The organism is Psychrobacter sp. TAE2020 (assembly GCF_018919485.1).
Lineage (GTDB): Bacteria > Pseudomonadota > Gammaproteobacteria > Pseudomonadales > Moraxellaceae > Psychrobacter.
The window spans coordinates 2,034,820-2,059,762 of record NZ_JAHLMU010000001.1 but is presented as its reverse complement, the minus strand read 5'-3'; the positions used below and the strand labels follow the sequence as shown (position 1 = coordinate 2,059,762).

Genomic DNA, 24,943 nt, shown 5'->3' with positions numbered 1-24,943 from the left:
TATACATTCTATTCATTGCTATGTTAAATAAATGATTACAAGGACGACTATGAGCCTTACAGCAGATAAGCCAACCGCTCTACTAGACGAACCGGCCAAGGAAATTAAAGGCCGCAGCCTTTTGCAAGATGCCAAGCGCCGTTTTTATCGTAATAAGGCCGCGGTCGCCAGCCTATTTATCTTATTATTGATTGGGGCTTTTGTTATATTCGTGCCGATGCTAGCGCCTTTTGGCTATGCTGAGACCGACTGGAACTTTATGCAAGCCGCACCTGCTATTGATAACAAACATTACTTCGGTACCGATTCACTCGGTCGTGATTTATTAGTGCGAACGGCGGTCGGTGGTCGTATTTCATTATTAGTTGGGATAGCAGGTGCCACGGTTGCCGTAATTTTTGGGACCATATATGGAGCGACGTCAGGGTACTTAGGGGGCAAGGTTGACTCGGTGATGATGCGAGTGCTAGAGATTCTAAGCGCCTTTCCTTTTATGTTCTTTGTGATTCTATTGGTTACCATCTTTGGACGTAACCTTATCTTAATCTTTGTGGCAATTGGGCTAGTCTCTTGGTTAGATGTTGCCCGTATCGTCCGTGGACAGACCCTAAGTTTGAAGGGTAAAGAGTTTATTGAAGCGGCGCATGTCGGTGGGGTTTCAGGCTTTAATATTATCCTGCGTCATATCGTACCTAACGTACTGGGTGTGGTAGTGGTCTATGCCTCTTTATTAGTACCAACGATGATTTTGTTTGAGTCATTTTTAAGCTTCTTAGGTCTAGGGGTACAAGAGCCGATGACCAGTTGGGGCGCGCTGTTGCAAGAAGGCTCTAAAACTATGCAAGTAGCGCCTTGGCAGATTTTGATTCCTTCAGTTTTTTTGGTTATTACTTTATTTTGCTTTAACTTTATTGGCGATGGGCTGCGTGATGCGTTTGATCCCAAAGACCGTTAGGAGGCTGACATCATGGCAACTCACAATGTTAATAGTACCCCTGTAAAAATAGACTCTACTATTATTAATACAGGCGCTGATTCGGTCTTTCATAATCAGCGTAACCCTGCAGACAGTCTATTAGCCGTTAAAGATTTATCGGTTCAGTTCACTACTGAAGATGGACTAGTAACGGCCGTTAATGGCTTAAATTTCAACCTGCACCAAGGCGAGACCTTAGGTATCGTTGGTGAGTCCGGCTCAGGTAAATCGCAGACTGCGTTTGCCATTATGGGACTGCTTGCGAATAATGGTCACGCAAAAGGTTCGTTACTCTTTGAAGGCAACGAGCTGCTTGGCTTGTCACAAAAAGCACTGAATAAAATTCGCGCTGAACAAATCGCTATGATTTTTCAAGATCCAATGACTTCCTTGAATCCTTATATGAAGATAGGCAATCAGCTGGCTGAAGTATTGACCTTGCATAAAGGCATGAGCAAAAAAGAAGCTTGGGCTGAGTCAGTACGGATGTTGGATGCGGTTAAGATTCCAGAGGCCAAAAAGCGTATTAACATGTATCCGCATGAGTTCTCAGGTGGTATGCGCCAGCGAGTTATGATTGCGATGGCGCTCCTATGTCGGCCCAAGTTATTGGTTGCCGATGAGCCAACGACCGCCCTTGATGTCACAGTGCAAGCGCAAATTATGGTGCTGTTAAACGAGCTAAAGCGTGATTTTGGCACGACCATTATTATGATTACCCATGATTTAGGGGTGGTCGCTGGTATTTGTGATCGAGTGCTAGTGATGTATGCAGGTCGCACGATGGCCTATGGGCAAACCGATGAGATTTTTTATACGCCTACTCATCCCTATACCATCGGACTGTTAAAGGCTATTCCACGTTTGGATGATAAAGGGGGCAAGCTTGAGACTATTCCGGGTAGTCCACCAAACCTATTAGATTTACCTGCCGGTTGTCCTTTTTATGAGCGCTGTGGGCATGCGATGGATATTTGCCGTGATACGCCGCCGCCGCTGGAGTTTTTACCACATGAGCGTCAGCGCGCCTGTCACTGGCAACCTGAAATCCAAATTGACGCCTCAGCGACTAGCACCACTAACACTGCTTCAGGGATAGAGGGGTAAGGTATGACTATCACCACAAAAGATTCAATTAGCACTAATAGCACTCATCAAATCCCGTTGCTAAAAGTAAAGGACGTACATACGACTTTTAATATTAAACAGCAAGGGGCTTACTTTTGGCAAAAGCCTGCCACTCTAAAAGCAGTCAATGGCGTATCGTTTGAGTTGTTTGCTGGCGAGACCTTAGGCGTAGTAGGAGAGTCGGGCTGTGGTAAATCAACGCTTGCTCGGACTATTATCGGCTTGATCCAAGCTGATTCTGGCAGTATTAAGTTCTATGATGAAGAGATGGTCGGTGCTTCTAAAAAGACCATGAGAATCAAGCGTAAAGACATTCAAATGATCTTTCAAGACCCGTTAGCGTCGCTTAATCCGCGCATGACGGTAGGTGATATTATTGCTGAGCCACTACGCACTTATTACCCCAAAATGAAAAAGCCTGAAGTGCAAAGTGAAGTACGTGCCATGATGAAAAAGGTTGGTTTGTTATCCAATCAGATTAACCGCTATCCGCATGAGTTTTCAGGCGGTCAGTGTCAGCGTATTGGGATTGCGCGCGCCCTGATATTAAAACCCAAAATCATCATCTGTGATGAGCCGGTTTCTGCTCTGGATGTCTCCATTCAGGCGCAGGTCATTAACTTATTACAAGACGTACAAGAAGAGATGGGGTTGGCTCTAATCTTTATCGCTCACGATTTATCGGTGGTCAAGCACATTGCTGATCGTGTGCTCGTTATGTACTTGGGTAACGCTGTTGAGCTTGGCGTGGACAAAGCGGTGTATGGTAATCCAACCCATCCTTATACCCAAGCGCTGATGTCGGCTGTGCCGTTACCTGATCCTATTGCTGAGCGTAATAAAACTATTCAGTTGTTAGAAGGTGATTTACCAAGTCCGATTAATCCACCATCAGGTTGCGTTTTCCGTACCCGCTGTCCACTAGCTGATGCAGAATGTGCTCAGATTAAACCGGTATTAGAAGGCACTTTAGAGCATCGTGTGGCTTGTTTAAAGAACAAGGTTGTAGCAGCTTAATCGGTTGATCCTAGTTACTTAAACTTAGTCACTTAAGCTCAATCACTTAAGCTCAATCAGTTGAGCTTAGTCATATGAGACCATTGAGTACTTTGCAACAGCGATAGTATGGTTAATAGGTTAATAGGTTAGTGGTTTTGTCTTAATCATATAGGGTGTATCGACTGCAGCCTATATGATTATTCATTCATAACAATAATCAAAAACAGCAATCAAACATCAGTAATCAACATCAATAAATCCATCTCACCAATATCGATACCAGCTTGATTTAGTAGCGTCGTTACTTGCCCACGATTATGAGTTTGATGGTTAAAAAAGTGCTGAAGTAGCATCGAGAAGGGTTTGTTATACACTAAGTTTTTAGTATTAATATAAGTTAATACTTTTGCATAATCCCTTTCTAGGGTTTGTTCAATGAACTCAATGATGAGCTTATCTAGCGCTTGTCTGTTATTAATAAACTCTGATTTGCTAAGATATAAGGTTTGGGTAAGTGTGGTTATGGAAGGGAAGTCTGCTAAAGATTGCGAGGTTTGAGCGGAGTCACTGACATCGATATCTACAAGGTTAGCATCGGCAGTAAAACGTCTTAACCATAGTAAGTCACCGACCATTAGATGGTTTAGCGTTCCTAATATGGAGCCAAAAAATGCTTGGTTATCCTTCCATAGAGCATCCTCGGAAAGGCCGGCAAGACTATCATTGATCTTTTGATTCATAACGGCATTGTAATTTGCCAGTAGTGAAAAGTGTAATTTCATCACCGTCGCTTCCTAAGGTTTTTGCTTAGTATGGAACCAATTCAATAAAACTCAATTCGACTCAGGACGTGCTCTTGCACAAAGTAGGCACAAACATAAGCGCTTGGCCAAGCAAAAACAAAAGCCAATCCCCACGACTGTAATAAGATCATAAAAAACCCATCATGAATGCCCGTTTTTACGGTAATAAGGGCCGCTGAGATAATCAGTGACATCATCATTGCCATCAGGCCAGTGAAGATTAGTCGATAATACTTACGGCGGGTACGTATTCTAAAGGTAGGGGATGCGGACATAATTGCACTCAATTTGATATTTTGATAGTTAGTTATCATGGTTTTAATTTACTAAAGATTAAGATTATAGTGCTACTGAATACTTAGTTCACTATGACTGAGATTCATCGTATTATCTATGCAAAACTATGCCAAGAGCAAATATTAGCTAACTCACATGACTGTTATATTGTGGCTACATTGCAGTGCTTAAGCAGCTGGCTACGCAAAGTGCTGAGGGCGTAATATTAGGCTGTACTGAGATTGGACTGCTAATCAAACAAGCAGACAGCCCAATCCCCATATTTGATACTACTGCTATCCATGCGCCAGCAGTAGAATTTTTATTGAAGACTACTAATATGGACTACGCTACTAGCGTTTAGATTTATTGAGTTGATGGATTCTATGAATTCTATGAATTCTGCGATGCAAGTTAACCACACGACGTAGAGGGGAACGCTTCCACGAAGTGGTCGGTAAAATATCCCGACACGACGCGCTAGTGCCGGTATTAGCACGAAACGCTTCAGACCTTTGCGCCGCTTCTTCTGCAGATAGATTTTTGCCTTGGCGCCAGCCACCGTGCATATATAGTCCTAACCCCATTAGGGCAGTGGCTACCATGCCTGCTGGAAACGACCACCAAAGCGCATCCGTTCCCAGTAGGGGAGAAAGCCCGAAAGCGAATCCAAGACGCACGGGGTACATTGAAATGACCATAACGATCAGCGGCCAAATCACGTAGCCGTTCGCCCGCATGGTACCGAACAGCACCTGTGCTACGCCAAAGAACAGATAGCCCCATGTCGCCACTACTTGGATATGGCGCCCGATCGGTATGGCTTTACTGTCACTGCCAAGGAAAAACCCAAGAAGGTTTTCATCAAAAATGGTCAGCAGCACAATAATAAAACCTGTCAGTACTAAGTTAAAAATAAGGCCCCAGCGGGTGATGCCCGAAATCCTATTCCATTGATTAGCACCGATGTTCTGGGCAGCCATGGCACTAGCCGCGGCACTTAACGCCATAGCGGGCATCTGCACATAGGTCCAAAGCTGTTGGGTGGCGCTATAAGCGGCTGTCGTCTGTACACCTTCACGGTTTATCAACGATAGCATAGTCAACGCCGCTGAAGAGATGACGATCATCTGCAAGCCCATTGGCAAGCCTTTTGACACCATTGATTTCATGATGTTTCGGTTAGCGCGTAAAAAGCGAAGCTCCGGCATCTTAAGTGCCAGTATAGAGCCACGAAAGTACATGGTGATGACCATGCCAATAAGCGCTAGGGTGTTTGCGACAGCGGTGGCAAAGGCTGCGCCAAATATGCCCCATTCAGGAAAGGGGCCTAATCCCAAAATGAGCGTTGGGGTCAAAATCAGGTCAATAATGACCGATATAATGATAAACCAAAGCGGCGTCGTGGAATCGCCAGTACCACGCAATGCCATCATTATTAACGTAAACGTTAAAGTAGTAGGCATCGCAATAAAGATCATCCGCATATAAGTCAGAGCGAGGTCTACTGCACTGGGAGGCGTACCCAGCAGATCAAGTAGCATCGGCGCAAATATCCAGCCGCCAGCCGCCACTATTATACTTATTGGAATAATACTACCTAGCGCTGTCCCCATGGTTCTCTTGACCATAGTATCGTCGCGGCTGCCCATTGCTTGACCAATCAAGATAGTGGATGCCATACCGAAACCAAAAACGAAGGAAATCAGTATAAACATCAATATATTGCCATTCGCCGTTGCCGCCAACGCTTCTTCACCTAAAAATCGGCCTACCCAAATGGCATTGATCGATCCGTTTAACGACTGTAGGGCCGACGATCCCAGTGTTGGCAGTGCAAACAACAGCATGGTTTTAGGGATTGATCCTTTGGTAAGGTCACGCCGTTTGTCAGTGGGAGTACTAGGGTTACTCAAGGTGCATCCTTTTATGCCATTCCAGTTGTTTTCGGTTGGCTTTTCAATTTACGATAAAAACGCTTATTATAAATGACATCATTCATTCTATCTTGATTAAAAAGGTAATCAGTTAAGCGGTAGTATTGTTTATTAATACAGAGGAATAGTGTTTTGACTACGAAGTTATAAATTAAAAAGTCTAAGCAGGAGTTTACCTTTAAGATTGTCATTAAAATTCATTTGTAGGAAGATTTTTAATGCTATTAACACGTTTAGCTCTCGCCACTATCTTTAGTGTGTCAGTCGTAGGTTGTACGACTGCTCCTAATACCCTCGCTGTTTCTACTACTCAAAAGCTCGTGCAGTACGAACGTAATAAATCAGATCTTGATATAAAGACCTTTACTTTAGCCTCAGGTGATAAATTAACTTACGCTGAGAATGTCAATGTGACTGGCGAGCCTTTACTACTGATTCATGGCTTTGGCGGTAATAAAGACAACTTTACGCGCATAGCGAATCAATTAGACAGCTATCACCTTATTATTCCTGATTTACTCGGTTTTGGTAATTCTAGTAAGCCAATGGCGGCCGATTATCGCGCTGATGCTCAAGCTGAGCGTTTGCATGAGCTGTTGCAAGCCAAAGGTGTCGCTTCTAACATTCACGTCGCTGGTAACTCGATGGGCGGCGCTATCAGTGTGGCTTATGCTGCCAAGTATCCGCAAGATGTCAAGAGTCTATGGCTGATAGACAGCGCAGGGTTTTGGTCAGCGGGACTGCCCAAATCGCTTGAGGGCGCGACGCTTGAGGATAATCCTTTATTGATCACTAAGACAGAAGATATTTATAGCTTATATAATTTTGTTATGTATAAGCCGCCCTATATACCAAAGTCGGTAAAAGCGGTGTTTGCACAAGAGAGAATCGCTAATAAAGAGCTAGATGCCAAAATCCTTGAGCAAATCGTCATGGATAATGTAGAGGAGCGCGCCAAAGTCATCGCTGAGTATGATATTCCAACGCTGGTGGTTTGGGGAGATAAGGATCGGGTTATCAAGCCTGAAACGACTGAGCTCATTAAAGATATCATCCCGCAAGCAGAGGTTATCATGATGCCAAATATTGGTCATGTGCCGATGATTGAGGCGGTAAAACAGACAGCTAGTGATTATAAGAAATTTCGGGCGGGGTTAAATGAGTAGCTATTCCCGCTTTACGCTACTATCTTAGCTGCCACTGTGGCGGTGACTAATAGGCAGTCGTGCTCCTGTTGCCTCGATATCCCGCCTGCCTAAGTCCCCGCAACACAGTGTCGAGCTAAGTATATCCGCTACAATCAGGGCTAAACCGCATCCCAAGTCACCCTTTGCTGTTTTTGATAGATTTGGCTACAGATTTGTAGTTAAAATTTTTGACTATGGATTCGTAGTTAAGTATTATGACTATAACTTTGTAGTCAAATAGGAATTTAGATATGAGTACAGGAAATATAGTAACAGGTGACGATTATTTTCCAAGACCTGCTGATGAAAAAAAGCTATGGAGACATTTGTCAGACGGTGCTCATATATTGTTGCTTGCGCCTAGACGAGTAGGCAAATCATCTATGATTACTCATATCAAGAATAATCCCAACTCAGGTTATGCTGTCATATATGTTTTTGTGCAAGCTTGTGATAGTGAGCAAAGCTTTTATCAAAAAATGCTACGCGAAATATACCGCTCCGAACACATTAAAAAATCTGAAAAAATAAAGAATAAGCTTTCAGAATGGGCGAGGAGTATTAACTTTAGCTTATCAGTTAGTCCAACCAATCTCGAATTTGAATTAGGTGAAGATAAAGGTGTACCTAAGCTAATTACTTATGAAATGATTCGAGATGTATTATATGAGAGTCTAAAATTAAGTGAAGATACTATCATTATTGCGATTGACGAATTTCCTGATGTGCTTGAAAGAATATCTGAAGAACAGGGTAAAAAAGGGGTAGAACAGTTCTTGTCAGGCATCCGTGCATTATGTCAGGATCCAGAGTTCAATGAAAAAGTTCAGTTCATATTAACAGGCTCGATAGGACTAGATACATTAGCTGAGAAGCTTGCCGTTACTGATTTGATTAATATGTTGGTCAATATGAGTGTCCGACCTTTCAAAGATGCTCAAGCTATGGAGTTCATAAATTTTTATCTCAAAAAACATTGCCCCGATATTATTTTAAATATAGAGGCTCAACAAGCTATTATTGATGGTGTAGGTTGGAACATGCCTTATTACTTAGGGCTAGTATGCAGTCAGCTTATTGATATTTTTGATGAGGAAGAACGCCAGATAGAGTATAGCGATATAAAGGTAGCTATAGACAACCTATTCAGCCCAGATATGAAAACAGTTTTTTCTCATTGGCGTGATAGATTAAATCGTTTAGAAAGCAGTGAGCGTAGTTACGCCAAACAAGTCTTAGACTTAGTTAGCAGAGATAATACTGATGTGACGTATGGAGAGATATTTAATTTATCACAGCATAGTGATTTTAAAGACACTATAAACAGTAGATACGTTATTAACTGTCTCTTACATGACGGTTATCTCTATCAACCAGATGACGATATTTACCAATTCACTTCTCCTCTATTAAAACGCTGGTGGGGTCGCTATGGAAGCTAATACTATCATGCCTGTGAGTAATTCAGTATTGCTATACAACACGCAGAATGTTGATAGTGAAGTGTTAAAAGCTGGATTTAGCATACGTAAAAAAGAGTATCAGCGTATTTGGAAAGATATTCAGATAGGCTCTATGCAATATCCTGAGATACACTATCTTATTCAAGGTGTGCGTGGGGCTGGCAAGACTACGTTGCTATCACTTCTAGCGCACGAAGTTGCTGAAGATGAAAAGTTAAATAAATGGCTGATTCCTATTCTACTTAATGAAGAAGAATATGGCATATTATCGCTATTTACTTTTTGGTTACGTATTGCTGAAAAGCTTGCGGAGCAGAATTCTGATTTATACGCAGAGCTATTTGAGCAAATCTCTAACTTAGACGATAGTGCTGAGGTAGCATGGGATTTGATACAAAATAGTTTAGACGAGAACAAGCAGAAAATTATTGTCTTCGTTGATAATTTAGGCGAGTTATTCAAAGACTTCGATGAAATTGAACATGCCCAGCTTCGTGAAGTTCTAAGTTTACATCCACAGATCCGTCTTATTGGTGGCTCTAGCCAATTGCTTGAAGCTCATTTCGATGGTGCAGCACCTTTCTATCAATTCTTTAAATTGGTTAATTTAAGACCAATTAATGAAATGGAAATGCATGAGCTATTACGCTCTTTAGCAAAGCAAACTAGTGAAGACGCCGTAAATACTATAGAAAAGATTATTACTGAGCATCCTGAACGGATTGAAGCGGTCAGACGTCTTACTGATGGCGTACCTCGTACTATAGTATTACTGTTCCAGATTATTATGGAAGGTGCAAAAGAAAGTAGTTACGCTTATTTAGAAGAAACGATTGATAAAACTACGCCTTTGTATAAACATCGAATGGATGATTTATCACGCCAACAAAAAGCTATCGTACATGTGATAGCGATGAACTGGGATGCGATGAGTACTAAAGAAATCGCTGAGCAAACTCGCTTACCAAGTAAGACGGTATCAGCGCAGTTGGTAAAGCTACAACAGCAGTGGATAGTCGATAAGATTGAGACCAATACTAAAAATCATCTTTATATTGTTAAAGAGCGATTTTTCAATATCTGGTATCTCATGCGCTATGGTAATCAGACGGATAAACGCCGTGTGTTATGGCTTACAAGATTTTTAGAGAGTTGGTGTGACGAGAGCGAACTAATTGATAGACTATTTGAGATATATAAAATTGCTAATGTTGATAATAGCCAGAGCCAGGTACATCAAGACTATATAAATGCACTATTATCAAGTAATAAAGTACCTTATACCTTTAAGAATCATTATTCTATAGAACTTAAAAAACAGTATCCAAATATTATTAGTGCAGAAAAAGAAAACTACGAAAACACTGATATATCGAATGTTATTACTAGTTTAGTCAGAAATAATCAACCATTTAAAGCTATTGATACTGCTTTATGGCAAGCGACTAGTAAAAATTTGAGTAATGTTTTATATGCTGGAAGCTTTATAGATATTTATACTAAAGATTCTGAAAAAGCTAATAATTTATTTGATCATGCAGAAAGTTTAGTTAAAAATGGAGACTATATTTTTGATTCTGTGTATGAAATAACTCGTTGGTACTTCATTACGAACCAGAATAATAGAAAACATGTAGCTCTAGATTTATTTTCAACATTAGATAGATGTTTTGTAGAAAAGGAGACTTTGATATTTTTGGCAACAATCCAATTGTGGAATAACTGTTATGAAGATTCTATAAAAACATTAAAAGACGCTTTTTTGAAAAATGTTGACATTAACTTGATCGCTAGATATCTAGATGAATACTTTCTATTACTATTAGCAAATAAACAAACAGAATCTACGTACAATATAATGAATGAACTTCATCTAAAAGAAAAATTTAAACCTATCTACTACGCTACAGTATCTCTATTCAAAGATGAACGCCAACAAGAATATCTACGCATGGGACCAGAACTACAATGTACAGTAGATGAAATCCTACAAAAGGTTGAAGAGTATCGAGTTAAGTATGCTTAGATAATGTGTAGAGCCATAATTTAGAATAACTAAATTATAGCTCTAATCTCTCACCCCATCGGCGGCCAACGATGAGTCTTATCACCATCTATCCAATCTTGTACCCACGGCTCAGGTTGTTTATCCCAATCTGATCTACCTAAAGCTGCCAGCACACGCTCAGTGGCAATTACCTTACCGCCTTCTGTAACACCCGTTCGTAATAGCGCCGATGAGCAAGGTTTGCCCTTGACCCACATCGATTGTTCTATATATATCCAACGCTCGTCAACGCCAACGATTTTGGTCTTCATGGTTACCTTTTGAAAGGCACGGATGCGCTTACGATATTGGATAGTACTGCCAGCCACTACTAAACCCCAACGCTGCTTGAGCAGCTGCTTACCAAGTCCAGTACGTACCGCAAAGTCAGTACGACCCATGTCATAAAGGGTCAACACTCGGCCGTTATTCATCTCTAAAAAATTATCGATATCGGTCAAGCGGCAGCGTAGGGTAATCTCACTGACATCGTCAAAGCTCAGGGTATTGCCTTTTTTTACTTGTAGCGTAGCTTTGACGATAGTGGCGGTATAACGTAGGAACGGATACATAAGCGGTCTCAAATTTTAATGTTGAAATGATATTAGGCTAAGCATTATCAGATTAAGAGGCAATAGAGGCTACGCCAATATAATTAAAATAAGCACTGACGGTTTCGGGTACCCAATTGATATCGAATCTTGATTTTTTATAGAGGTGAGGTGACTTGTCTTTATCAGAGTGATAACGCAAATAACCGATATGACCACCGTGCGCAGTTTCAATAATAGTGACACTTTCAGAGACATCATTTGGCGTGGCGGTAAAGCCAATAAATGGGTCGTCTTTGGCGCTAATGAGTAATAATGGACAAGTTACATCAAGTAAATAGGGTAGGGCTGACGAGGCTTGATAGTAGTGATTATTAGAGCGGTAACCATGACGCGGAGCAGTAAAGATGTCATCGAAGTCACTGATGCGATTGACCGCTTTTATCGAATCGATCTCTTCCGGCGTGATGTCATTGGCTAAGGCTTTTTTGATAATAGGGTTGAGCAGATAAGGGGTATAAATCCGATGGCTCAAAAAGCTGTGCATACTAAGAGCCGCCGAGGACATATCAACAGGAGCTGAGATGACCGCTGCGCCTTTGCATAACGCTTTATCGCCATATTCGCCCATATACTTGGCCAGTGCATTACCGCCTAGTGAGACACCAACGGCATAGATATTGTCATAAGTTGTGCGTAGATTCTGTAGAGCATGATGTACTTCGCCTGTATCGCCAGCATTATAAAATACCCGACCGCTGGCAGGAATGCCGCCACAGCTGCGAAAATGGGCGACTACAAAGTGCCAGCCCTGCGCGTGCATCTGATAAGCCAAGGCGCGCGCATAATGACTGTCGCTACTGCCTTCCATACCGTGGAACAGCACGATGAGGGGCGTCTGCTCAAGCATTTCACTAGTGCTGCTAGCTACTGGATGAGCATCATAGAAATCATAAGCAATATCGCTTTCACCCAGCGAGTCTTTTTTGATAATACGTCTGTAGGTTGGTGTTTTTGGCGCAAAAAACTTAGGCAAAATGCTCTGTAGGTGCGGATTGGTTAGCCAAAATGGAGGCTTGAATTCATTGTAGATAAAGTTATTCATAAAAGGGCATCGAAAGTGGTGGAGTGAAAATAAGAGGAAGCGAGCTGATTACTATATGGGACTATTTAAATGGCTTTATTAGCTGATTCATGGCAACCGCTATCTGAATCTAGTAACTGTCTGTTTTAACTAGCCGCTTAATATGTAAGGTTTCACGTGAAACAAGAATAATAAATTAATTAAATTTTAAAATAAAGAACATCAAGGTGCTAGCGCTTCTGTTACTCACTATCATACTAATCTATGAGCAAGGTTCCAATATTTTTTGGTGAACGCCCTACTCAGCACTTGTTAAAATCCGCCCATCCATTGCAAGGCGTTGTTTAAGGGCTTCAATATCAGCCTCAGCGATGGTTACTGATAACCGTACCTCTTTACTATAATCCACCGCGTCAATAGTGCCGTTTAAGCTCTCAACTATATAACGACATTGGCCTTCAGTAGCAAACTGCGCTAGGATTTGTAGTTGCGTCATAGGCACATAGGGACAGAGTTGCATTGCATCGACTGCCGCTTGTGCAGAGCCAGCATAGGCTCGTGTCAGCCCGCCTGCGCCTAACTTGATACCACCGAAATAGCGCACCACAATGACAATAATATTACCAATAGACTTATGTTGTAGAACATTGAGTATCGGTCGCCCAGCGGTACCACTCGGTTCGCCATCATCATCAAACCCAGCACTAGTAGTATTACCAGGGTCACCAATAATATAAGCCCAGCAGTGATGACGCGCATCAGCATATTGCTCACGTAGCTGTTCCACGTGAAACATAGCTTGCTCGCGCGAAGTCACTGGATAGGCATGAGTGATGAATTCAGATTTTTTGATTTCAAGGCGGGCAGTAACCGCGCTTTTTAAGGTTTGATAACTCATAGTTCAATAACTTAGTGTTTTATAACTAGTAATCTTTTAGGTGATATACCTAGGTTTAGGTTGAATATGCTAAACTTGTTTTATTATCGCTGTTGCCAATATTCGGCACAGGATCAATTTATTCTCCACTATAACAAAACATTATGATATCCAAGGTAGCAAATAGCATGCGTTTAGATAAATTTATTAGTAAAGCCACTGAGCTGTCACGCAAAGAATCAAAAAGAATCTTGCACGCCGGCGAAGTCACTGTCAATGACCAAGTCATCAAAGATGTCGGCTTGCATGTTGATATTGTCAATGACGAAATCATGTGGGCCAATGAGCCACTATCAGTAGCTACTGGCAATCGCTACATTCTATTGCATAAGCCTGAAGGCTTTGAATGTACCCTAAAAGTGAAAGATCATCCTATCGTGACTGAGTTGATTGCAGTGCCAGAAGGCGGCAGCTTGCGCATGGCTGGTCGTCTAGATGTCGATACTACTGGGGCGTTGCTAATTAGTGATGATGGTAAATGGTTACACCGTGTCACTAGTCCAAAACGTGAACATGCCAAGGTCTATGAGCTTACGTTAGCGGATGCTATGGACAGTGAAGCACAAGCCAACGCAGTAGCTGAGGTTGCCGAAGGTATCTTACTAGAGGGTGATCATGAAGAGACTAAGCCAGCAGTACTTGAATTCATCGATGAGACTCATGCCCGTCTGACGTTAGAGCAAGGTAAGTATCATCAAGTCAAACGCATGATGGGCTACTTTGGCAACAGAGTAGTGGCGCTACATCGCTCTAGTGTCGGTCATATCACTTTAGACGGTCTAGAAAAAGGCGATAGTCGCTTTTTGACAGCAGAAGAAGTTGCTAAATTTTAATAATTTTTACTAGATTTCTCTAAAACTAACGGCAGCCGTTCTCTAATGATGTGAACGAGCTGCCGTTATTGTTTGTCAGTCACTATTAGCTAGAAACTATCAGCTAGGAACGATTAGCCAAAGATTATTAAACATAAACTACTATTAGTTGTACATCATCAGCCGTTAGTTATCCTAAATTCTTAGCATCTGTTACTTGTCTCTTAAGCTCAAGTAGCATATTTGCAAAATAAGCCATCTATCCTAGGCTCAGCCCTTATAAAAATAAACTACTGTGCTACAGTCTTATCATCTATTTATTCTACTTTTTTATATACTATTTATAGCTGTTCATAGTTGACGCTTATCTCAAAGCTGATTAAAAAAGTTGTTATTTATTAAAATTTGATAGGACCTTTTCTGTGAAACTACCTGCATTCAAATCCCTCGCCATTGTTAGCGCTATACTATTATCAACTAGTGCTTGCGCTCAACCCACACCGACTAGCAGCAGTAGCCAAAACTTGCAAACTGCGTCTAAGGTAATTACTAGTGTGAACAGTACTGTTGATACGCATTTGCGTAAAGTACTGACTGAAGTCGGTATCAAAACCCAGATTGTGGCTATCACTCCCTCAAAGTTACCGAATATGTATCAAATTGATTTAATAGGGCAGCCACCACTACACATTACTGCTGATGGCAAATATGTGATCCAAGGCGAGCTGCAAAAAAATCCAAGTAAGCGTCTGGTTAATACTATTCCCATGCGTAGCAATAGTACCCAAACAGGTAAGCCTATCAGCGCTGCCACTAAAAATTCTATGCTGGCTAATATGAGCGCGCTGAAGAATATGAGTGCCAAGACCCCATTCTTCTACACCGCAGTACCTGGTGTGATTTGGGGTGCCACGCTTGAGGGTGTGCCGTTTTTAATATCGGATGATGGACAATATGTGACGGATGGTGAGATATCAGTGATAGATAAAGGGCAGTTCACTGGATTAGATAATAATTTTGAAAAGCTCAAAAATCAGTCAGTGTTTAGTAGCTTAGATGAAGCGCAACTGATTACTTATCCAGCTACTAGCGCTGAAAAAGCCGTGATCTATGTAGCCACTGATGTCAATTGTCCGTACTGCCGTTTGCTCCACAAGCAGATGCAGAGTCTCAATAACAAAGGCGTGACGGTAAAAACTATTGGCTATCCTATCTATGAGCAGTCGCCTAAGCAAATGCGTGGAATTTGGTGTCAGGCAGAGGATAGCAGTCGCCGCATCGCCTTAGATAAAGCTATGTTAACCGGAAAAATGACCCCAGCACCAGCCAGCTGTAGTACTGATTATGTCAGCCCTAATCGTGAAAAAGCTGCTGGCTTAGCTGTGATCGCTACTCCAGCTATCTATCGTGATGATGGGGTATTATTCCAAGCTAGCTTTGAGAGTCCGGAGTTCTTAGAATTTTTGGGTGTAGACTAATCAGCTGATCTTCTAGCTACCTCAATAAGCGACAGCGCCGCATAAACCTTTATTTATGCGGCGCTGTTTTTATAGTGTTGCTAATACCAATGAATAGCTGCTAACCAGCATTAATCAACTAGCAGTGATGAATAGGTTTTTACCAGCAATTTACGGCAACACCACATCAACGATTTTCCAATTAACAAAGCCTTCACGTTGCATCTCAATAGTCAGTGGATAACCTTTGACTTGACCACTAATAGTAAAACAATTGATACCACAATAGCTTAAGCTTGGCTTATTACTATCTTCGCCTTGCGCCACTTGTTGCTCAAGCTCGTCCGCTTGCTTTTCCATGATCTGCTGCATTTGATTCTTAACTACGGCATCAACATCACCACGTTGGATAATTAAATCACGAATTAGGTTCTTTAGATCAACCTGATTACTAGCAATGGCCCATGCAGCGGCAAGCTCTTTAGTAGCAGTATTGGCTTGGCCCTGAGTATTGATAAGTTTTTCTATGTTTTCTGCAGTGATAGCCCCGTCTACTGCTTGAGTGATAAAGGTATTACCAGCCTGAGTAAGAGGCTCGCCACCCAGCTCTGCAACTAGCGGATAATAAGTCATAGTATTAGCAAACTTGCTAGTTAACTGCATTTGCATACTAGGGCGCAGTTGCTCATAATCAATCGCTGCAGCGACAGTTGCACCGTCTTTAGCATCGTAAGCTTTTTTTAATTGATAAGCGCTATAGTAAGGTGATCCCGCATATACAGTTACAACGATGACTATCAGCAACATAATCAATGCAATCAGCTTTTTCATAAATAGTGCTCTCTTATACAGGTGTCTATAGTTTTTTGTGCAGCAATAGGGCGATAAATATTAGCACGACTAGGGGGTTTACAGCTACGAATAGCTGAGGTGAGCTAGCAATTATAAAGAGGCCTGTCATGTTAATTATCACGATGCCCATCATGTTGACTATCAGGATAACTGTCAGGAACTATTATTTTTAAGTTTAAATTTTTTCTATACTATAGTTAAGCCTAAATAAAAACAGTAGCCTAACAAAGATATTTTCTACATCCACAAGTATAGTAAAGATATTTAATAATGCCTTGCTCACTTAGGCCCATCTTTAGTAAATTTTTGGCAGATTTCAATGGCTACTAATGAGTTTATATCGGTTTAATATAAAAATTCATCAGCCGAGCGCTTGATAAATCAGTGCAGCATCTCCATTAAGAGCGCAAACTTTTATTAATTGATTTGATTAATCATTATCCCATCAATCAGCTATCAGCACTCATAAAACAAACCCTATTCTATACTGTAATTAAAGCATCAGCAGTTAGAGCCTTAATAACTATGTTTCATGTGAAACATTAGTGAGCATAGTGCTATATAAATAGGGAAGTTGATGACATGACTGATGTTATGGTCAATAAATAGGCCAGTCGGTGGCTCGATAATGACAAGAGGAGAACCCATGAGTAAGCGTGATTTTTATGAGGTATTAGGCGTCAGCAAGACTGCAGACAGTAAAGAGATCAAACGCTCTTATCGTAAACTGGCGATGAAATATCATCCAGATCGCAACTCTGATGATCCTGATTCTGAAGAAAAATTTAAAGAAGCCTCAATGGCTTATGAAGTCCTCAGTGACAGTGATAAGCGCTCAGCGTATGATCGTATGGGTCATGCTGCCTTTGAAAATGGCATGGGTGGTGGCGGATTCGGCGGTGCAGGTGCCGGCAACTTCCAAGACATCTTTGGCGATATCTTTGGTAACTTTGGCGATATCTTTGGCCAATCTCGTGGCGGCGGCGGTAGTCGTGCGCGCCGAGGTTCGGACTTGCGTTATGTGCTTGAGTTGACTCTTGAAGAAGCCGTACGTGGCTGCAAAAAAGAAGTTAGCTTTACTGCTCCAGCGCCTTGTGGCACTTGTGATGGTAAAGGCGCTAAAAATGCCTCAGACGTAGTCACTTGCCAAACTTGCCATGGCCAAGGTCAAGTACGTATGCAACAGGGCTTTTTTGCGGTACAGCAAGCTTGTCCTCAGTGTGGTGGCTCTGGTAAACAGATAAAAAACCCATGCTCGGACTGTCATGGTAATGGTGTTAAAGACAAGTCTCGCAATTTAGAAGTCTCTATTCCAGCAGGCGTAGATGATGGCGACCGCGTCCGTCTAGCAGGCGAAGGCGAAGCAGGCGGCGCAGGGGTACAAAACGGTGATCTATACGTTGAAGTACGTGTTAAGCCACACAATGTCTTCACTCGTCAAGGCGCTGATCTATATATGGATGTGCCAGTCAGTATAACTGATGCAGCCCTAGGTAAAGAAGTCGAAATTCCGACTTTAGATGGCAAAGTAAATATCAAAATCGCTGAAGGTACTCAAAGTGGCAAACTGCTACGTGTCCGTGGCAAAGGCGTAACGCCAGTGCGTACCACTATGAAAGGCGATTTGATCTGCCGAGTAATCATCGAGACCCCAGTTAATCTAAATCGTGAGCAAAAAGATTTACTGCGTCAGTTCCAAGATACTTTAGATGGCGATAGCCATCATAAGCAGTCACCGCACAAGAAGTCTTTCTTTAAAAAGATTGGTGACTTGTTCGACTAGCCAGCAGACTGCAAAAAACTCTTATCTTAAGCCTCGTAGTTTCACGTGAAACTATGGGGCTTTTTGTTTTCACTGAGATAAAAACAAACCACTGATAGGCTTATAAGCCACGTCCTTCTATTAAGCATTTTTGCTAAAGGCAGTAAAATCAATTCATGCTATGATATTAAAAAATATTATCAACAATAATTATCTTCCAAAATTAGAATTTAAGGGATAAAAATGAGTAAAAAATTAAATAAAAGAATGGCTGGAGAGCTTATAAATATCGGTGTCATCGGAGCCGGTGGCCGTATGGGTCGCATGTTGATTGAAGCAGTACAAGACAATCCGCAGACTGCTCTTAGCGCTGCTATAGAGCGCCAAGGCTCAAGTCTAGTTGGTGCTGATGCTGGTGAAGTGGCATCGATAGGTCGCATTGAAGTAAAAATTGTCGATGACTTAGTCGCTGTCATTAATGACATTGACGTATTGATTGATTTTAGCTTGCCGGAAGCTACCGAGCAAAATATGCAGATTTGTGCTGAGCATAAAGTCGCTATGGTGATTGGTACTACTGGCTTTAACGAGCAGCAAGAGCAAGTATTGACCGAGGCTAGTAAGCATATCGCTATTGTTTATGCTGGTAACTACTCTACTGGCGTTAACTTATCACTAAAGCTACTAGGATTAGCCGCTAAAGCGTTTGGTACTAACGCAGATGTAGAAATCATCGAAGCCCATCACAAGCATAAGATTGATGCGCCATCCGGTACAGCATATATGATGGCCGAAGCCGTGGCTGAAGCACGTGGTCAGGATTTAAAAGAAGTGGCGGTGTATGGACGAGAAGGGCAGACAGGCGCACGCAAACCAGGAACTATTGGTATCCATGCTATCCGTGGTGGCGAAATCATCGGCGATCATACGGTGATGTTTATCGCTGATGGCGAAGTGGTGGAAATCACTCACCGAGCACGAGCACGCATGACCTTCGCTGCTGGTGCTGTTCGAGCTACTACTTGGATCGTTCAACAAAAAGCCGGTCAATATAACATGCAAGATGTGTTGGGTCTTAATGACTAATGCTTGACTTAATACTGCTAAATTTTTCAAATAAAAAAGCGCGATGCTATTAAGAACAGCACCGCGCTTTTTATTGATCACGATTTATCAGGGATTAATCAACGTAGACTACTTCTAATGGCGGAAAGCCATTAAACTCAATAGAAGAATAAGAGTTAGTATAAGCACCAGTCGTAAGCCAGTAGATCTTATCGCCAATTTCCAGCTCTTGCGGCAATTGATAGCCAGTTTCTTCATACATAATATCAGCAGAATCACAAGTTGGACCTGCTAATACGACAGTGCCTGCATTAGTAGAAGTTTCCATTTTAGGCGTATAGAGCGGGTATTTAATCGCTTCGCCTAAAGTCTCAATCAAGCCTTGAAACAGACCGACATCAGTATAGACCCAACGCACCAAATCGGTATGCGACTTGCGAGATATCAGTATCACATCACTGACTAATACCCCTGAACCACCCACCAATGAGCGACCAGGCTCAAGAATGATCTCTGGCATATCTTGCTCATTATAATCATCAGTCAGATAGCGCTTTACTTCTTGCGCATAAACTTGTATCGGATTAACTTCACTTAGATAGTTAGCAGGAAAACCGCCACCCAGATTAATCATCTGTAGCTTGATGCCTTCTTCGTTGATCATCCAGTCAAACATATATTTAACTTTAGCAAGCGCATCATCCCATGCGGCGACGTCTTTTTGCTGACTGCCGACATGGAACGAAATACCATAAGGTACTAAACCAAGATCGCGTGCTTGAATCAGTAAATCAATCGCCATATCAGGGTGACAGCCGAATTTACGTGATAGTGGCCATTCAGCAGTATCTGAACCTTGCACTAGAATACGTACGAATATCTTGGAACCTGGAGCGTGTTCAGCGATGTTTTTTAGATCAGCCTCAGAGTCAGTGGCATACAAGCGTACCCCTTTTTCATAGGAGTATTTGACATCTTTAGCTTTTTTGATAGTGTTGCCGTAGGAAATTCGGCTGGCATCAACATCACAATTAAGTACCCGATCCAGCTCATAAACAGAGGCGCAGTCAAAGTTCGATCCTAAATCAGCGAGTAGATTAATCACTTCAACCGCAGGGCTAGCTTTCATCGCATAATGAATCTTAGCTTGCGGAAATAGCCCAATCATCTCGTTGTATTTAGTTTTGATACGGCTCAAATCAACCACCAAAAATGGGGTTTCACGGCCTTCAGCAGCTTTAGTGAATTTTTGCCAACTGGCAGGGTCAAAATATCGGTCAATTTTGATCATGTAGCAAGACCTTTAATAAAAGATGAAATTACGCAGATAGTCAATGAAGTGCGTGGCTGGCCAATGCTATTTTTTGACAACCCTAAGCCGCAGCAAGCACTAGATGTAAGCCCTAAAAACAGCTCCTAGAACCATGATCAGAAACAAACGCTAATATTATTAAAGATAAATAATCTTAGAGATCATCAGACATTGCTAGGCTGTGCCTGATTTTCTAACTGCTTTTCACGTATCTTAAGTACTTTACGCACTTTGTCACGGGCACGATTCTGTTTAAGATTAGACAAGTAATCAACAAAGATAACCCCATTCAGGTGATCCATTTCATGTTGAATGCAAACTGCTAACAGGCCTTCAGCTTCTATATCTAGAGCTTGACCATTTTCATCTAAAGCTTCAATACGTACTTTAATAGGACGCTCAACCTTATCGTAGACATCAGGTACAGATAGGCAGCCTTCTTCGTATGGCTGCTTTTCTTCTACTAAAGGGGTCACTTTTGGATTAATAAACACCATTGGAGTGTCTTTGTTTTCAGACAAATCCATGACGATTAGTTGAATATGCTGATCAACTTGCGATGCTGCAAGCCCAATGCCTTCAGCGTCATACATAGTTTCAATCATATCAGTGATTAAAGTTTTTATTTTATCATTGACTTCTTTGACCGGCTTAGCAAGAGTGCGTAGGCGTGGGTCAGGATAGTTTAAGATCGGGAGTAATGCCATACGGCTCACCTCAAAAATACAGACAGACGGGAATACTAATAAAACAGGCGGTTTATTATAAAGTAAATGGGGACAAAAGTAATATTTATCAACAGCCGCTATCAGTAACTCATGATATAGGTCTAAGTAGCTAACACGAGTAGCTAAAAGCAAAAAGGACCTTATAGAGATAAGGTCCTTTTAATAAACGAATAACTATTTAAGAGAAATATTAGACTAACTACTGAGAGCTTAATATTTTTAATCAATGGTATATCTTAGTCAAAACTAGTACAACAGCAGCCAATTATATACGGCGTCTGTTCATAATCATCTCATACAAGAATAACAATAGAATTGCACCGATCACTGAGAAGATCAGACCTGTAAAGCCACCATCAGCATTGATACCGATAAGTCCGGCAACAAAACCACCTAGCATTGCACCAACGATACCTAAAATGATGGTCATAATCCAACCCATAGCATCGTTACCCGGTTTGATGGCACGTGCTAATAGACCGGCAACTAACCCTACAATAATCATCCAAATAAAGCTCATTGTTATTCTCCTAATATTTAATATTATTAACTAAAAATTCTATTACTTTTCTATTACTTTTAGTGTGTATTACTTTGAAACTAAACTTCTAAATTTGATAAAGCTATTGTAAACACTCGGCAAGATCAATAGTAAGCGCAAAATGTTACCTGTGTAGGGGCTATGTGAGAAAAACTAAGTATTTGCTATTTTGCAAGTAAAGTAAGTAAATGGTGAGTAACAGAAGCAGTAAAAAGGTTAATAGAGATAATGATTCTAATTTGCTGTAAGTGAGCGCTAGTATCATAAGCCAATCGCAAAACAGCGCCATCCTTATAAAAGAATGACGCTGTCTGTAGTGACTAATTATTTACCGCTACTGCTATTTCAGCAGCAATTCTATAAGAAATTAGCGGCTAATCTTTAACCAGTAAGTCTCAAGCCATTTAGTTTAGGCAGATGGTGACTGTAATGCTGTTAATAGACGCTGATGAATCCCTTCAAAACCACCGTTCGACATAATGACGATAGCATCATTTGCTCGAGCATGAGTGCAAATGTACTCAATAATGGCTTCTACGCTGCTTAAGACCTGTTGCTTAGGTTGACGACTATCTGTGTTTTCACTGATACTTTCATCGACATTATTAGCAGCAGTATTTAAGTTAGCTTGCTCGATAACCTCTCTAAGCCCCCATTCAAGACCAGCAGGTTCATACCATAAAGTGTGATCTGCAAGCACTGCTGACTGTGCTAGGCTATCTTGGTGAATGCCCATTTTCATAGTATTGCTACGGGGCTCAATGATGGCCCAAACTCGTCTGCCAATCAGCTTCTTTTTGGCACCATCTAAAGTAGTATTAATAGCTGTTGGGTGATGGGCGAAATCATCGAACACTAAAATATCGTTAACTTCACCAATCAGCTCCATACGACGCTTGATACCAGCAAAAGCAGACAAGGCGGCGCAAGCAGTAGCGATATCAACACCGACATTATAAGCGGCGGCTATCGCTACTAAAGCATTATTAACATTATGGATGCCACTCATTGACCAATCGACGCTAGCTGATAATTCAGCACTGCTACTAGTAGCAGAGCGATTACTGTTATTGCCATTTTGCGCAAAGCTAACTTTAAATTGACTGCCATCTTCATTAATTAATTCAGCTTGCCAATCGATATTTTCAGCCTCTTCAAGGTTTTGACCTTGTTTATACTGATTAGCGCTGGCCTGTTGATCGGTTATCGCAGTACGCCAAACAGGAGTCCAAACACCTTTAGCTAAAGTCTCTTCTAAACTAGCCGTCTGCGCTGGCATGATGATCCTGCCAGTACTAGGAATCATACGTAGCATATGATGGAACTGGGTTTGAATAGCATTTAAATCAGCGAAAATATCAGCATGATCAAATTCTAGGTTGTTTAAGATAACCGTACGTGGACGATAATGGACGAACTTGGAACGCTTATCAAAGAACGCACAATCATATTCATCAGCTTCAATGACAAAGTAGCCGTCAAGCGCTGACTGAGTATCAGCAGTTTCTAAAGACTCTGCGCCTAAGTAGCTACTATGAGCGAAGACTTGTTGTAAATGCTCATCAGTAGTATTGACTAAAGGCACGCCACCGATCAAGAACCCAGCATCTATACCTGCATAATGTAGTATCCACGCTAGCATCGTCGTCGTTGTGGTCTTACCGTGAGTCCCAGCGACGGCTATCACATGACGCGACTGTAATACTTGCTCAGATAAAAACTGTGGGCCTGAGGTATAGCGCAGACCTTTATCTAACATATACTCAATCACATCCATGCCGCGTTTCATTGCATTACCAACTACCACTAAGTCTGGCGCTGGTTGCAAATGTTGCACCAAGTAGCCTTCTTTGATCACCACACCAGCACACTCAAGCTGGGTAGACATAGGAGGATAGACATTGGCATCTGAGCCAGTTACGGTATGACCAAGGCCACGTGCCAGTAGGGCCAATGACCCCATAAAAGTGCCACAAATACCAAGAATATGAATATGCATTGATGTACCGCGCTAGATAAAATGGATGTATGGGATAAGGGTATAACCATGAGATTGTAGTACGATAAAATATTTTGCGGCGTGTTGAATGGTCACTAGTACACACTGCTTTGGTCGAGACTGCAACACCGCCTAGTTATTGTAACTCATTAATAACCTCTCTAATAGCTAGCCAATAAAAAACGCCTAGTAACGAAGTGTTAGTAAGGCGTTAAGGAGGGTAGAATTTTTTTTGAACCCTATCAGCAAAACCAGAAAAAAATTATTATAAAATATACCCTAAATAAAGGTACTAACTAGCGAGTGCTTAATGCGGCTTATTATTTACGCGATAAGGTGTAATCACTATCAGGTTGTTTATCAGCATCCAATAGCACTAGATGGTTATCTTGAATAACATAAGTCTCGAGGTTCTCTTCATCATAGACGATAGTAATCACATCATCATCTTGACGATAGATACCAGACTCAACCAAAGGTGGCCGGATCTCTTGAGGGCTACTATAAAAGCTAGTTTTTTGCATAGTCCCATCTGCACGCAGATTAAGAGTTAAACTAATCCCTTCGCAATTTCTACAAGATAACATCCCCATGTAATCACCGATTAAAACGGCTTGCAGTGCACTATCAGCGCGTTTTTCTGCGATCATCGGCGAACTTCTTTTTACAGGTTTTCTATCATTGCTAGCCGCATCTATAAGCGAAGTACCTTCGTGGTCATCATTTTGGACAGTGGGTGTAGGGGTTTGAGCGGCTATTTCTGTAGTGACTTCCTGATTGGTCTCAATAGCCATTTTATCTTCTGCAGTAGCCGTATAGGCTGATTGACTATCGCAGCCAAACAGAACCATACAAAAAGATAGAGACAACACTAGACGACTAAAGCTCTTATTAATAGGGACAAGCCTAGTAGCAGCTCTTTGAGAACAATAATAATGTTTCATTATCACACCAATAGTAGGTAATTAGCAGTACACGCTTAATAATTATTATCTAAGCGTCAGCGCATAACCCTAGTAATCAACAT

23 protein-coding genes are annotated in these 24,943 nt (G+C 41.5%); 11 read left to right on the top strand and 12 right to left on the bottom strand.

Translation table 11 applies throughout. From position 1 onward, the window contains the following. Positions 1-49 precede the first annotated feature (49 nt). The 3 genes from oppC to oppF are packed head-to-tail and all read left to right on the top strand — an operon-like array spanning position 50 to position 3,121. The gene (gene oppC, locus KPY62_RS08390) at positions 50-955 is read left to right on the top strand and encodes an oligopeptide ABC transporter permease OppC (protein WP_216581597.1); all 906 of its coding nucleotides are present in this window, start codon (positions 50-52) and stop codon (positions 953-955) included. 12 nt (positions 956-967) lie between these two features. Next, positions 968-2,083, top strand: coding sequence for an oligopeptide ABC transporter ATP-binding protein OppD (oppD, locus tag KPY62_RS08385; RefSeq protein ID WP_216581596.1), 1,116 nt, complete (start codon positions 968-970; stop codon positions 2,081-2,083). Between the two features lie 3 nt (positions 2,084-2,086). Beyond that, positions 2,087-3,121, top strand: coding sequence for a murein tripeptide/oligopeptide ABC transporter ATP binding protein OppF (gene oppF / locus KPY62_RS08380; protein WP_216581595.1), 1,035 nt, complete (start codon positions 2,087-2,089; stop codon positions 3,119-3,121). A gap of 212 nt (positions 3,122-3,333) precedes the next feature. Here the strand turns inward: oppF and KPY62_RS08375 are convergent, their stop codons facing one another. Together KPY62_RS08375 and KPY62_RS08370 are read right to left on the bottom strand one after the other, a co-directional pair. Then, positions 3,334-3,885, bottom strand: a complete 552-nt coding sequence (locus tag KPY62_RS08375; RefSeq protein WP_216583256.1) for a DinB family protein — start codon at positions 3,883-3,885, stop codon at positions 3,334-3,336. Between the two features lie 41 nt (positions 3,886-3,926). Continuing rightward, entirely contained in the window at positions 3,927-4,181 is a 255-nt protein-coding gene (locus KPY62_RS08370; protein WP_201623412.1) for a DUF2798 domain-containing protein, read from the bottom strand. A gap of 185 nt (positions 4,182-4,366) precedes the next feature. Between KPY62_RS08370 and KPY62_RS08365 the strand changes: the two genes are divergently transcribed. Continuing rightward, complete coding sequence (locus KPY62_RS08365) at positions 4,367-4,546, top strand: aspartate/glutamate racemase family protein (protein WP_324033917.1); 180 nt, start codon at positions 4,367-4,369, stop codon at positions 4,544-4,546. On the opposite strand, the gene KPY62_RS08360 is transcribed toward KPY62_RS08365, so the two are convergent. Next, positions 4,536-6,098 carry an MATE family efflux transporter gene (locus tag KPY62_RS08360; RefSeq protein ID WP_228730627.1) on the bottom strand — a complete coding sequence of 521 codons (1,563 nt, stop codon included), beginning with the start codon at positions 6,096-6,098 and terminating at the stop codon, positions 4,536-4,538. The two genes, KPY62_RS08365 and KPY62_RS08360, sit on opposite strands and share 11 nt — an antisense overlap. Before the next feature lie 239 nt (positions 6,099-6,337). On the opposite strand from KPY62_RS08360, the gene KPY62_RS08355 reads away from it, so the two are divergent. The 3 genes from KPY62_RS08355 (at position 6,338) to KPY62_RS08345 (ending at position 10,795) form a co-directional block, all read left to right on the top strand. Beyond that, positions 6,338-7,285, top strand: a complete 948-nt coding sequence (locus KPY62_RS08355; RefSeq protein ID WP_216581594.1) for an alpha/beta hydrolase — start codon at positions 6,338-6,340, stop codon at positions 7,283-7,285. 272 nt (positions 7,286-7,557) lie between these two features. Further along, positions 7,558-8,748, top strand: a complete 1,191-nt coding sequence (locus KPY62_RS08350) for a hypothetical protein (protein WP_216581593.1) — start codon at positions 7,558-7,560, stop codon at positions 8,746-8,748. Beyond that, a complete protein-coding gene (locus tag KPY62_RS08345; protein ID WP_216581592.1) occupies positions 8,738-10,795 on the top strand; it encodes a hypothetical protein in 2,058 nt (685 codons plus the stop codon). The genes KPY62_RS08350 and KPY62_RS08345 overlap by 11 nt, the downstream gene beginning before the upstream one ends. Before the next feature lie 50 nt (positions 10,796-10,845). Here KPY62_RS08345 and KPY62_RS08340 read toward each other — a convergent pair whose 3' ends face one another. From KPY62_RS08340 to KPY62_RS08330, 3 genes are all read right to left on the bottom strand, one after another. After that, positions 10,846-11,388, bottom strand: a complete 543-nt coding sequence (locus KPY62_RS08340) for an acyl-CoA thioesterase (protein WP_216581591.1) — start codon at positions 11,386-11,388, stop codon at positions 10,846-10,848. A 52-nt stretch (positions 11,389-11,440) separates the two neighbouring features. Beyond that, the gene (locus tag KPY62_RS08335) at positions 11,441-12,472 is read right to left on the bottom strand and encodes a YheT family hydrolase (protein WP_216581590.1); all 1,032 of its coding nucleotides are present in this window, start codon (positions 12,470-12,472) and stop codon (positions 11,441-11,443) included. Positions 12,473-12,749: 277 nt separating this feature from the next. Next, the gene (locus KPY62_RS08330) at positions 12,750-13,349 is read right to left on the bottom strand and encodes a YigZ family protein (protein ID WP_216581589.1); all 600 of its coding nucleotides are present in this window, start codon (positions 13,347-13,349) and stop codon (positions 12,750-12,752) included. Between the two features lie 167 nt (positions 13,350-13,516). Between KPY62_RS08330 and KPY62_RS08325 the strand changes: the two genes are divergently transcribed. Together KPY62_RS08325 and KPY62_RS08320 are read left to right on the top strand one after the other, a co-directional pair. Then, positions 13,517-14,221 (top strand): pseudouridine synthase, encoded by a 705-nt coding sequence (locus KPY62_RS08325; protein WP_216581588.1) that lies wholly within the window; start codon positions 13,517-13,519, stop codon positions 14,219-14,221. Between the two features lie 401 nt (positions 14,222-14,622). Further along, positions 14,623-15,678, top strand: coding sequence for a thioredoxin fold domain-containing protein (locus KPY62_RS08320; RefSeq protein WP_216581587.1), 1,056 nt, complete (start codon positions 14,623-14,625; stop codon positions 15,676-15,678). 150 nt (positions 15,679-15,828) lie between these two features. Here KPY62_RS08320 and KPY62_RS08315 read toward each other — a convergent pair whose 3' ends face one another. Beyond that, entirely contained in the window at positions 15,829-16,488 is a 660-nt protein-coding gene (locus KPY62_RS08315) for a DUF2939 domain-containing protein (RefSeq protein ID WP_216581586.1), read from the bottom strand. A gap of 667 nt (positions 16,489-17,155) precedes the next feature. On the opposite strand from KPY62_RS08315, the gene dnaJ reads away from it, so the two are divergent. Continuing rightward, complete coding sequence (gene dnaJ / locus KPY62_RS08310) at positions 17,156-18,292, top strand: molecular chaperone DnaJ (RefSeq protein ID WP_216581585.1); 1,137 nt, start codon at positions 17,156-17,158, stop codon at positions 18,290-18,292. Between the two features lie 222 nt (positions 18,293-18,514). Then, on the top strand, positions 18,515-19,357 hold the full coding sequence (dapB, locus tag KPY62_RS08305; RefSeq protein ID WP_216581584.1) for a 4-hydroxy-tetrahydrodipicolinate reductase: 843 nt from the start codon (positions 18,515-18,517) through the stop codon (positions 19,355-19,357). 94 nt (positions 19,358-19,451) lie between these two features. Here the strand turns inward: dapB and KPY62_RS08300 are convergent, their stop codons facing one another. From KPY62_RS08300 to KPY62_RS08280, 5 genes are all read right to left on the bottom strand, one after another. Further along, positions 19,452-20,627 (bottom strand): type III PLP-dependent enzyme, encoded by a 1,176-nt coding sequence (locus tag KPY62_RS08300; RefSeq protein WP_216581583.1) that lies wholly within the window; start codon positions 20,625-20,627, stop codon positions 19,452-19,454. Positions 20,628-20,812: 185 nt separating this feature from the next. Beyond that, on the bottom strand, positions 20,813-21,355 hold the full coding sequence (gene def, locus KPY62_RS08295; RefSeq protein WP_216581582.1) for a peptide deformylase: 543 nt from the start codon (positions 21,353-21,355) through the stop codon (positions 20,813-20,815). Positions 21,356-21,641: 286 nt separating this feature from the next. Continuing rightward, positions 21,642-21,896 carry a GlsB/YeaQ/YmgE family stress response membrane protein gene (locus KPY62_RS08290; RefSeq protein ID WP_216581581.1) on the bottom strand — a complete coding sequence of 85 codons (255 nt, stop codon included), beginning with the start codon at positions 21,894-21,896 and terminating at the stop codon, positions 21,642-21,644. A 430-nt stretch (positions 21,897-22,326) separates the two neighbouring features. Further along, entirely contained in the window at positions 22,327-23,916 is a 1,590-nt protein-coding gene (mpl, locus tag KPY62_RS08285; RefSeq protein ID WP_216581580.1) for a UDP-N-acetylmuramate:L-alanyl-gamma-D-glutamyl-meso-diaminopimelate ligase, read from the bottom strand. A 320-nt stretch (positions 23,917-24,236) separates the two neighbouring features. Continuing rightward, the gene (locus KPY62_RS08280) at positions 24,237-24,860 is read right to left on the bottom strand and encodes a copper resistance protein NlpE N-terminal domain-containing protein (protein WP_228730626.1); all 624 of its coding nucleotides are present in this window, start codon (positions 24,858-24,860) and stop codon (positions 24,237-24,239) included. Between the last annotated feature and the right edge of the window lie 83 nt (positions 24,861-24,943).

Coding starts and splice junctions, on each gene's coding strand:
- KPY62_RS08345 (WP_216581592.1), top strand. CDS start 8,738: ATGGAAGCTAATACTATCATGCCTGTGAGTAATTCAGTATTGCTATAC.
- dnaJ (WP_216581585.1), top strand. CDS start 17,156: ATGAGTAAGCGTGATTTTTATGAGGTATTAGGCGTCAGCAAGACTGCA.
- KPY62_RS08315 (WP_216581586.1), bottom strand. CDS start 16,488: ATGAAAAAGCTGATTGCATTGATTATGTTGCTGATAGTCATCGTTGTA.
- KPY62_RS08340 (WP_216581591.1), bottom strand. CDS start 11,388: ATGTATCCGTTCCTACGTTATACCGCCACTATCGTCAAAGCTACGCTA.
- mpl (WP_216581580.1), bottom strand. CDS start 23,916: ATGCATATTCATATTCTTGGTATTTGTGGCACTTTTATGGGGTCATTG.
- oppF (WP_216581595.1), top strand. CDS start 2,087: ATGACTATCACCACAAAAGATTCAATTAGCACTAATAGCACTCATCAA.
- KPY62_RS08355 (WP_216581594.1), top strand. CDS start 6,338: ATGCTATTAACACGTTTAGCTCTCGCCACTATCTTTAGTGTGTCAGTC.
- KPY62_RS08330 (WP_216581589.1), bottom strand. CDS start 13,349: ATGAGTTATCAAACCTTAAAAAGCGCGGTTACTGCCCGCCTTGAAATC.
- KPY62_RS08350 (WP_216581593.1), top strand. CDS start 7,558: ATGAGTACAGGAAATATAGTAACAGGTGACGATTATTTTCCAAGACCT.
- def (WP_216581582.1), bottom strand. CDS start 21,355: ATGGCATTACTCCCGATCTTAAACTATCCTGACCCACGCCTACGCACT.
- dapB (WP_216581584.1), top strand. CDS start 18,515: ATGAGTAAAAAATTAAATAAAAGAATGGCTGGAGAGCTTATAAATATC.
- KPY62_RS08325 (WP_216581588.1), top strand. CDS start 13,517: ATGCGTTTAGATAAATTTATTAGTAAAGCCACTGAGCTGTCACGCAAA.
- KPY62_RS08300 (WP_216581583.1), bottom strand. CDS start 20,627: ATGATCAAAATTGACCGATATTTTGACCCTGCCAGTTGGCAAAAATTC.
- KPY62_RS08280 (WP_228730626.1), bottom strand. CDS start 24,860: ATGAAACATTATTATTGTTCTCAAAGAGCTGCTACTAGGCTTGTCCCT.
- KPY62_RS08375 (WP_216583256.1), bottom strand. CDS start 3,885: ATGAAATTACACTTTTCACTACTGGCAAATTACAATGCCGTTATGAAT.
- oppC (WP_216581597.1), top strand. CDS start 50: ATGAGCCTTACAGCAGATAAGCCAACCGCTCTACTAGACGAACCGGCC.
- KPY62_RS08335 (WP_216581590.1), bottom strand. CDS start 12,472: ATGAATAACTTTATCTACAATGAATTCAAGCCTCCATTTTGGCTAACC.
- KPY62_RS08290 (WP_216581581.1), bottom strand. CDS start 21,896: ATGAGCTTTATTTGGATGATTATTGTAGGGTTAGTTGCCGGTCTATTA.
- KPY62_RS08370 (WP_201623412.1), bottom strand. CDS start 4,181: ATGTCCGCATCCCCTACCTTTAGAATACGTACCCGCCGTAAGTATTAT.
- oppD (WP_216581596.1), top strand. CDS start 968: ATGGCAACTCACAATGTTAATAGTACCCCTGTAAAAATAGACTCTACT.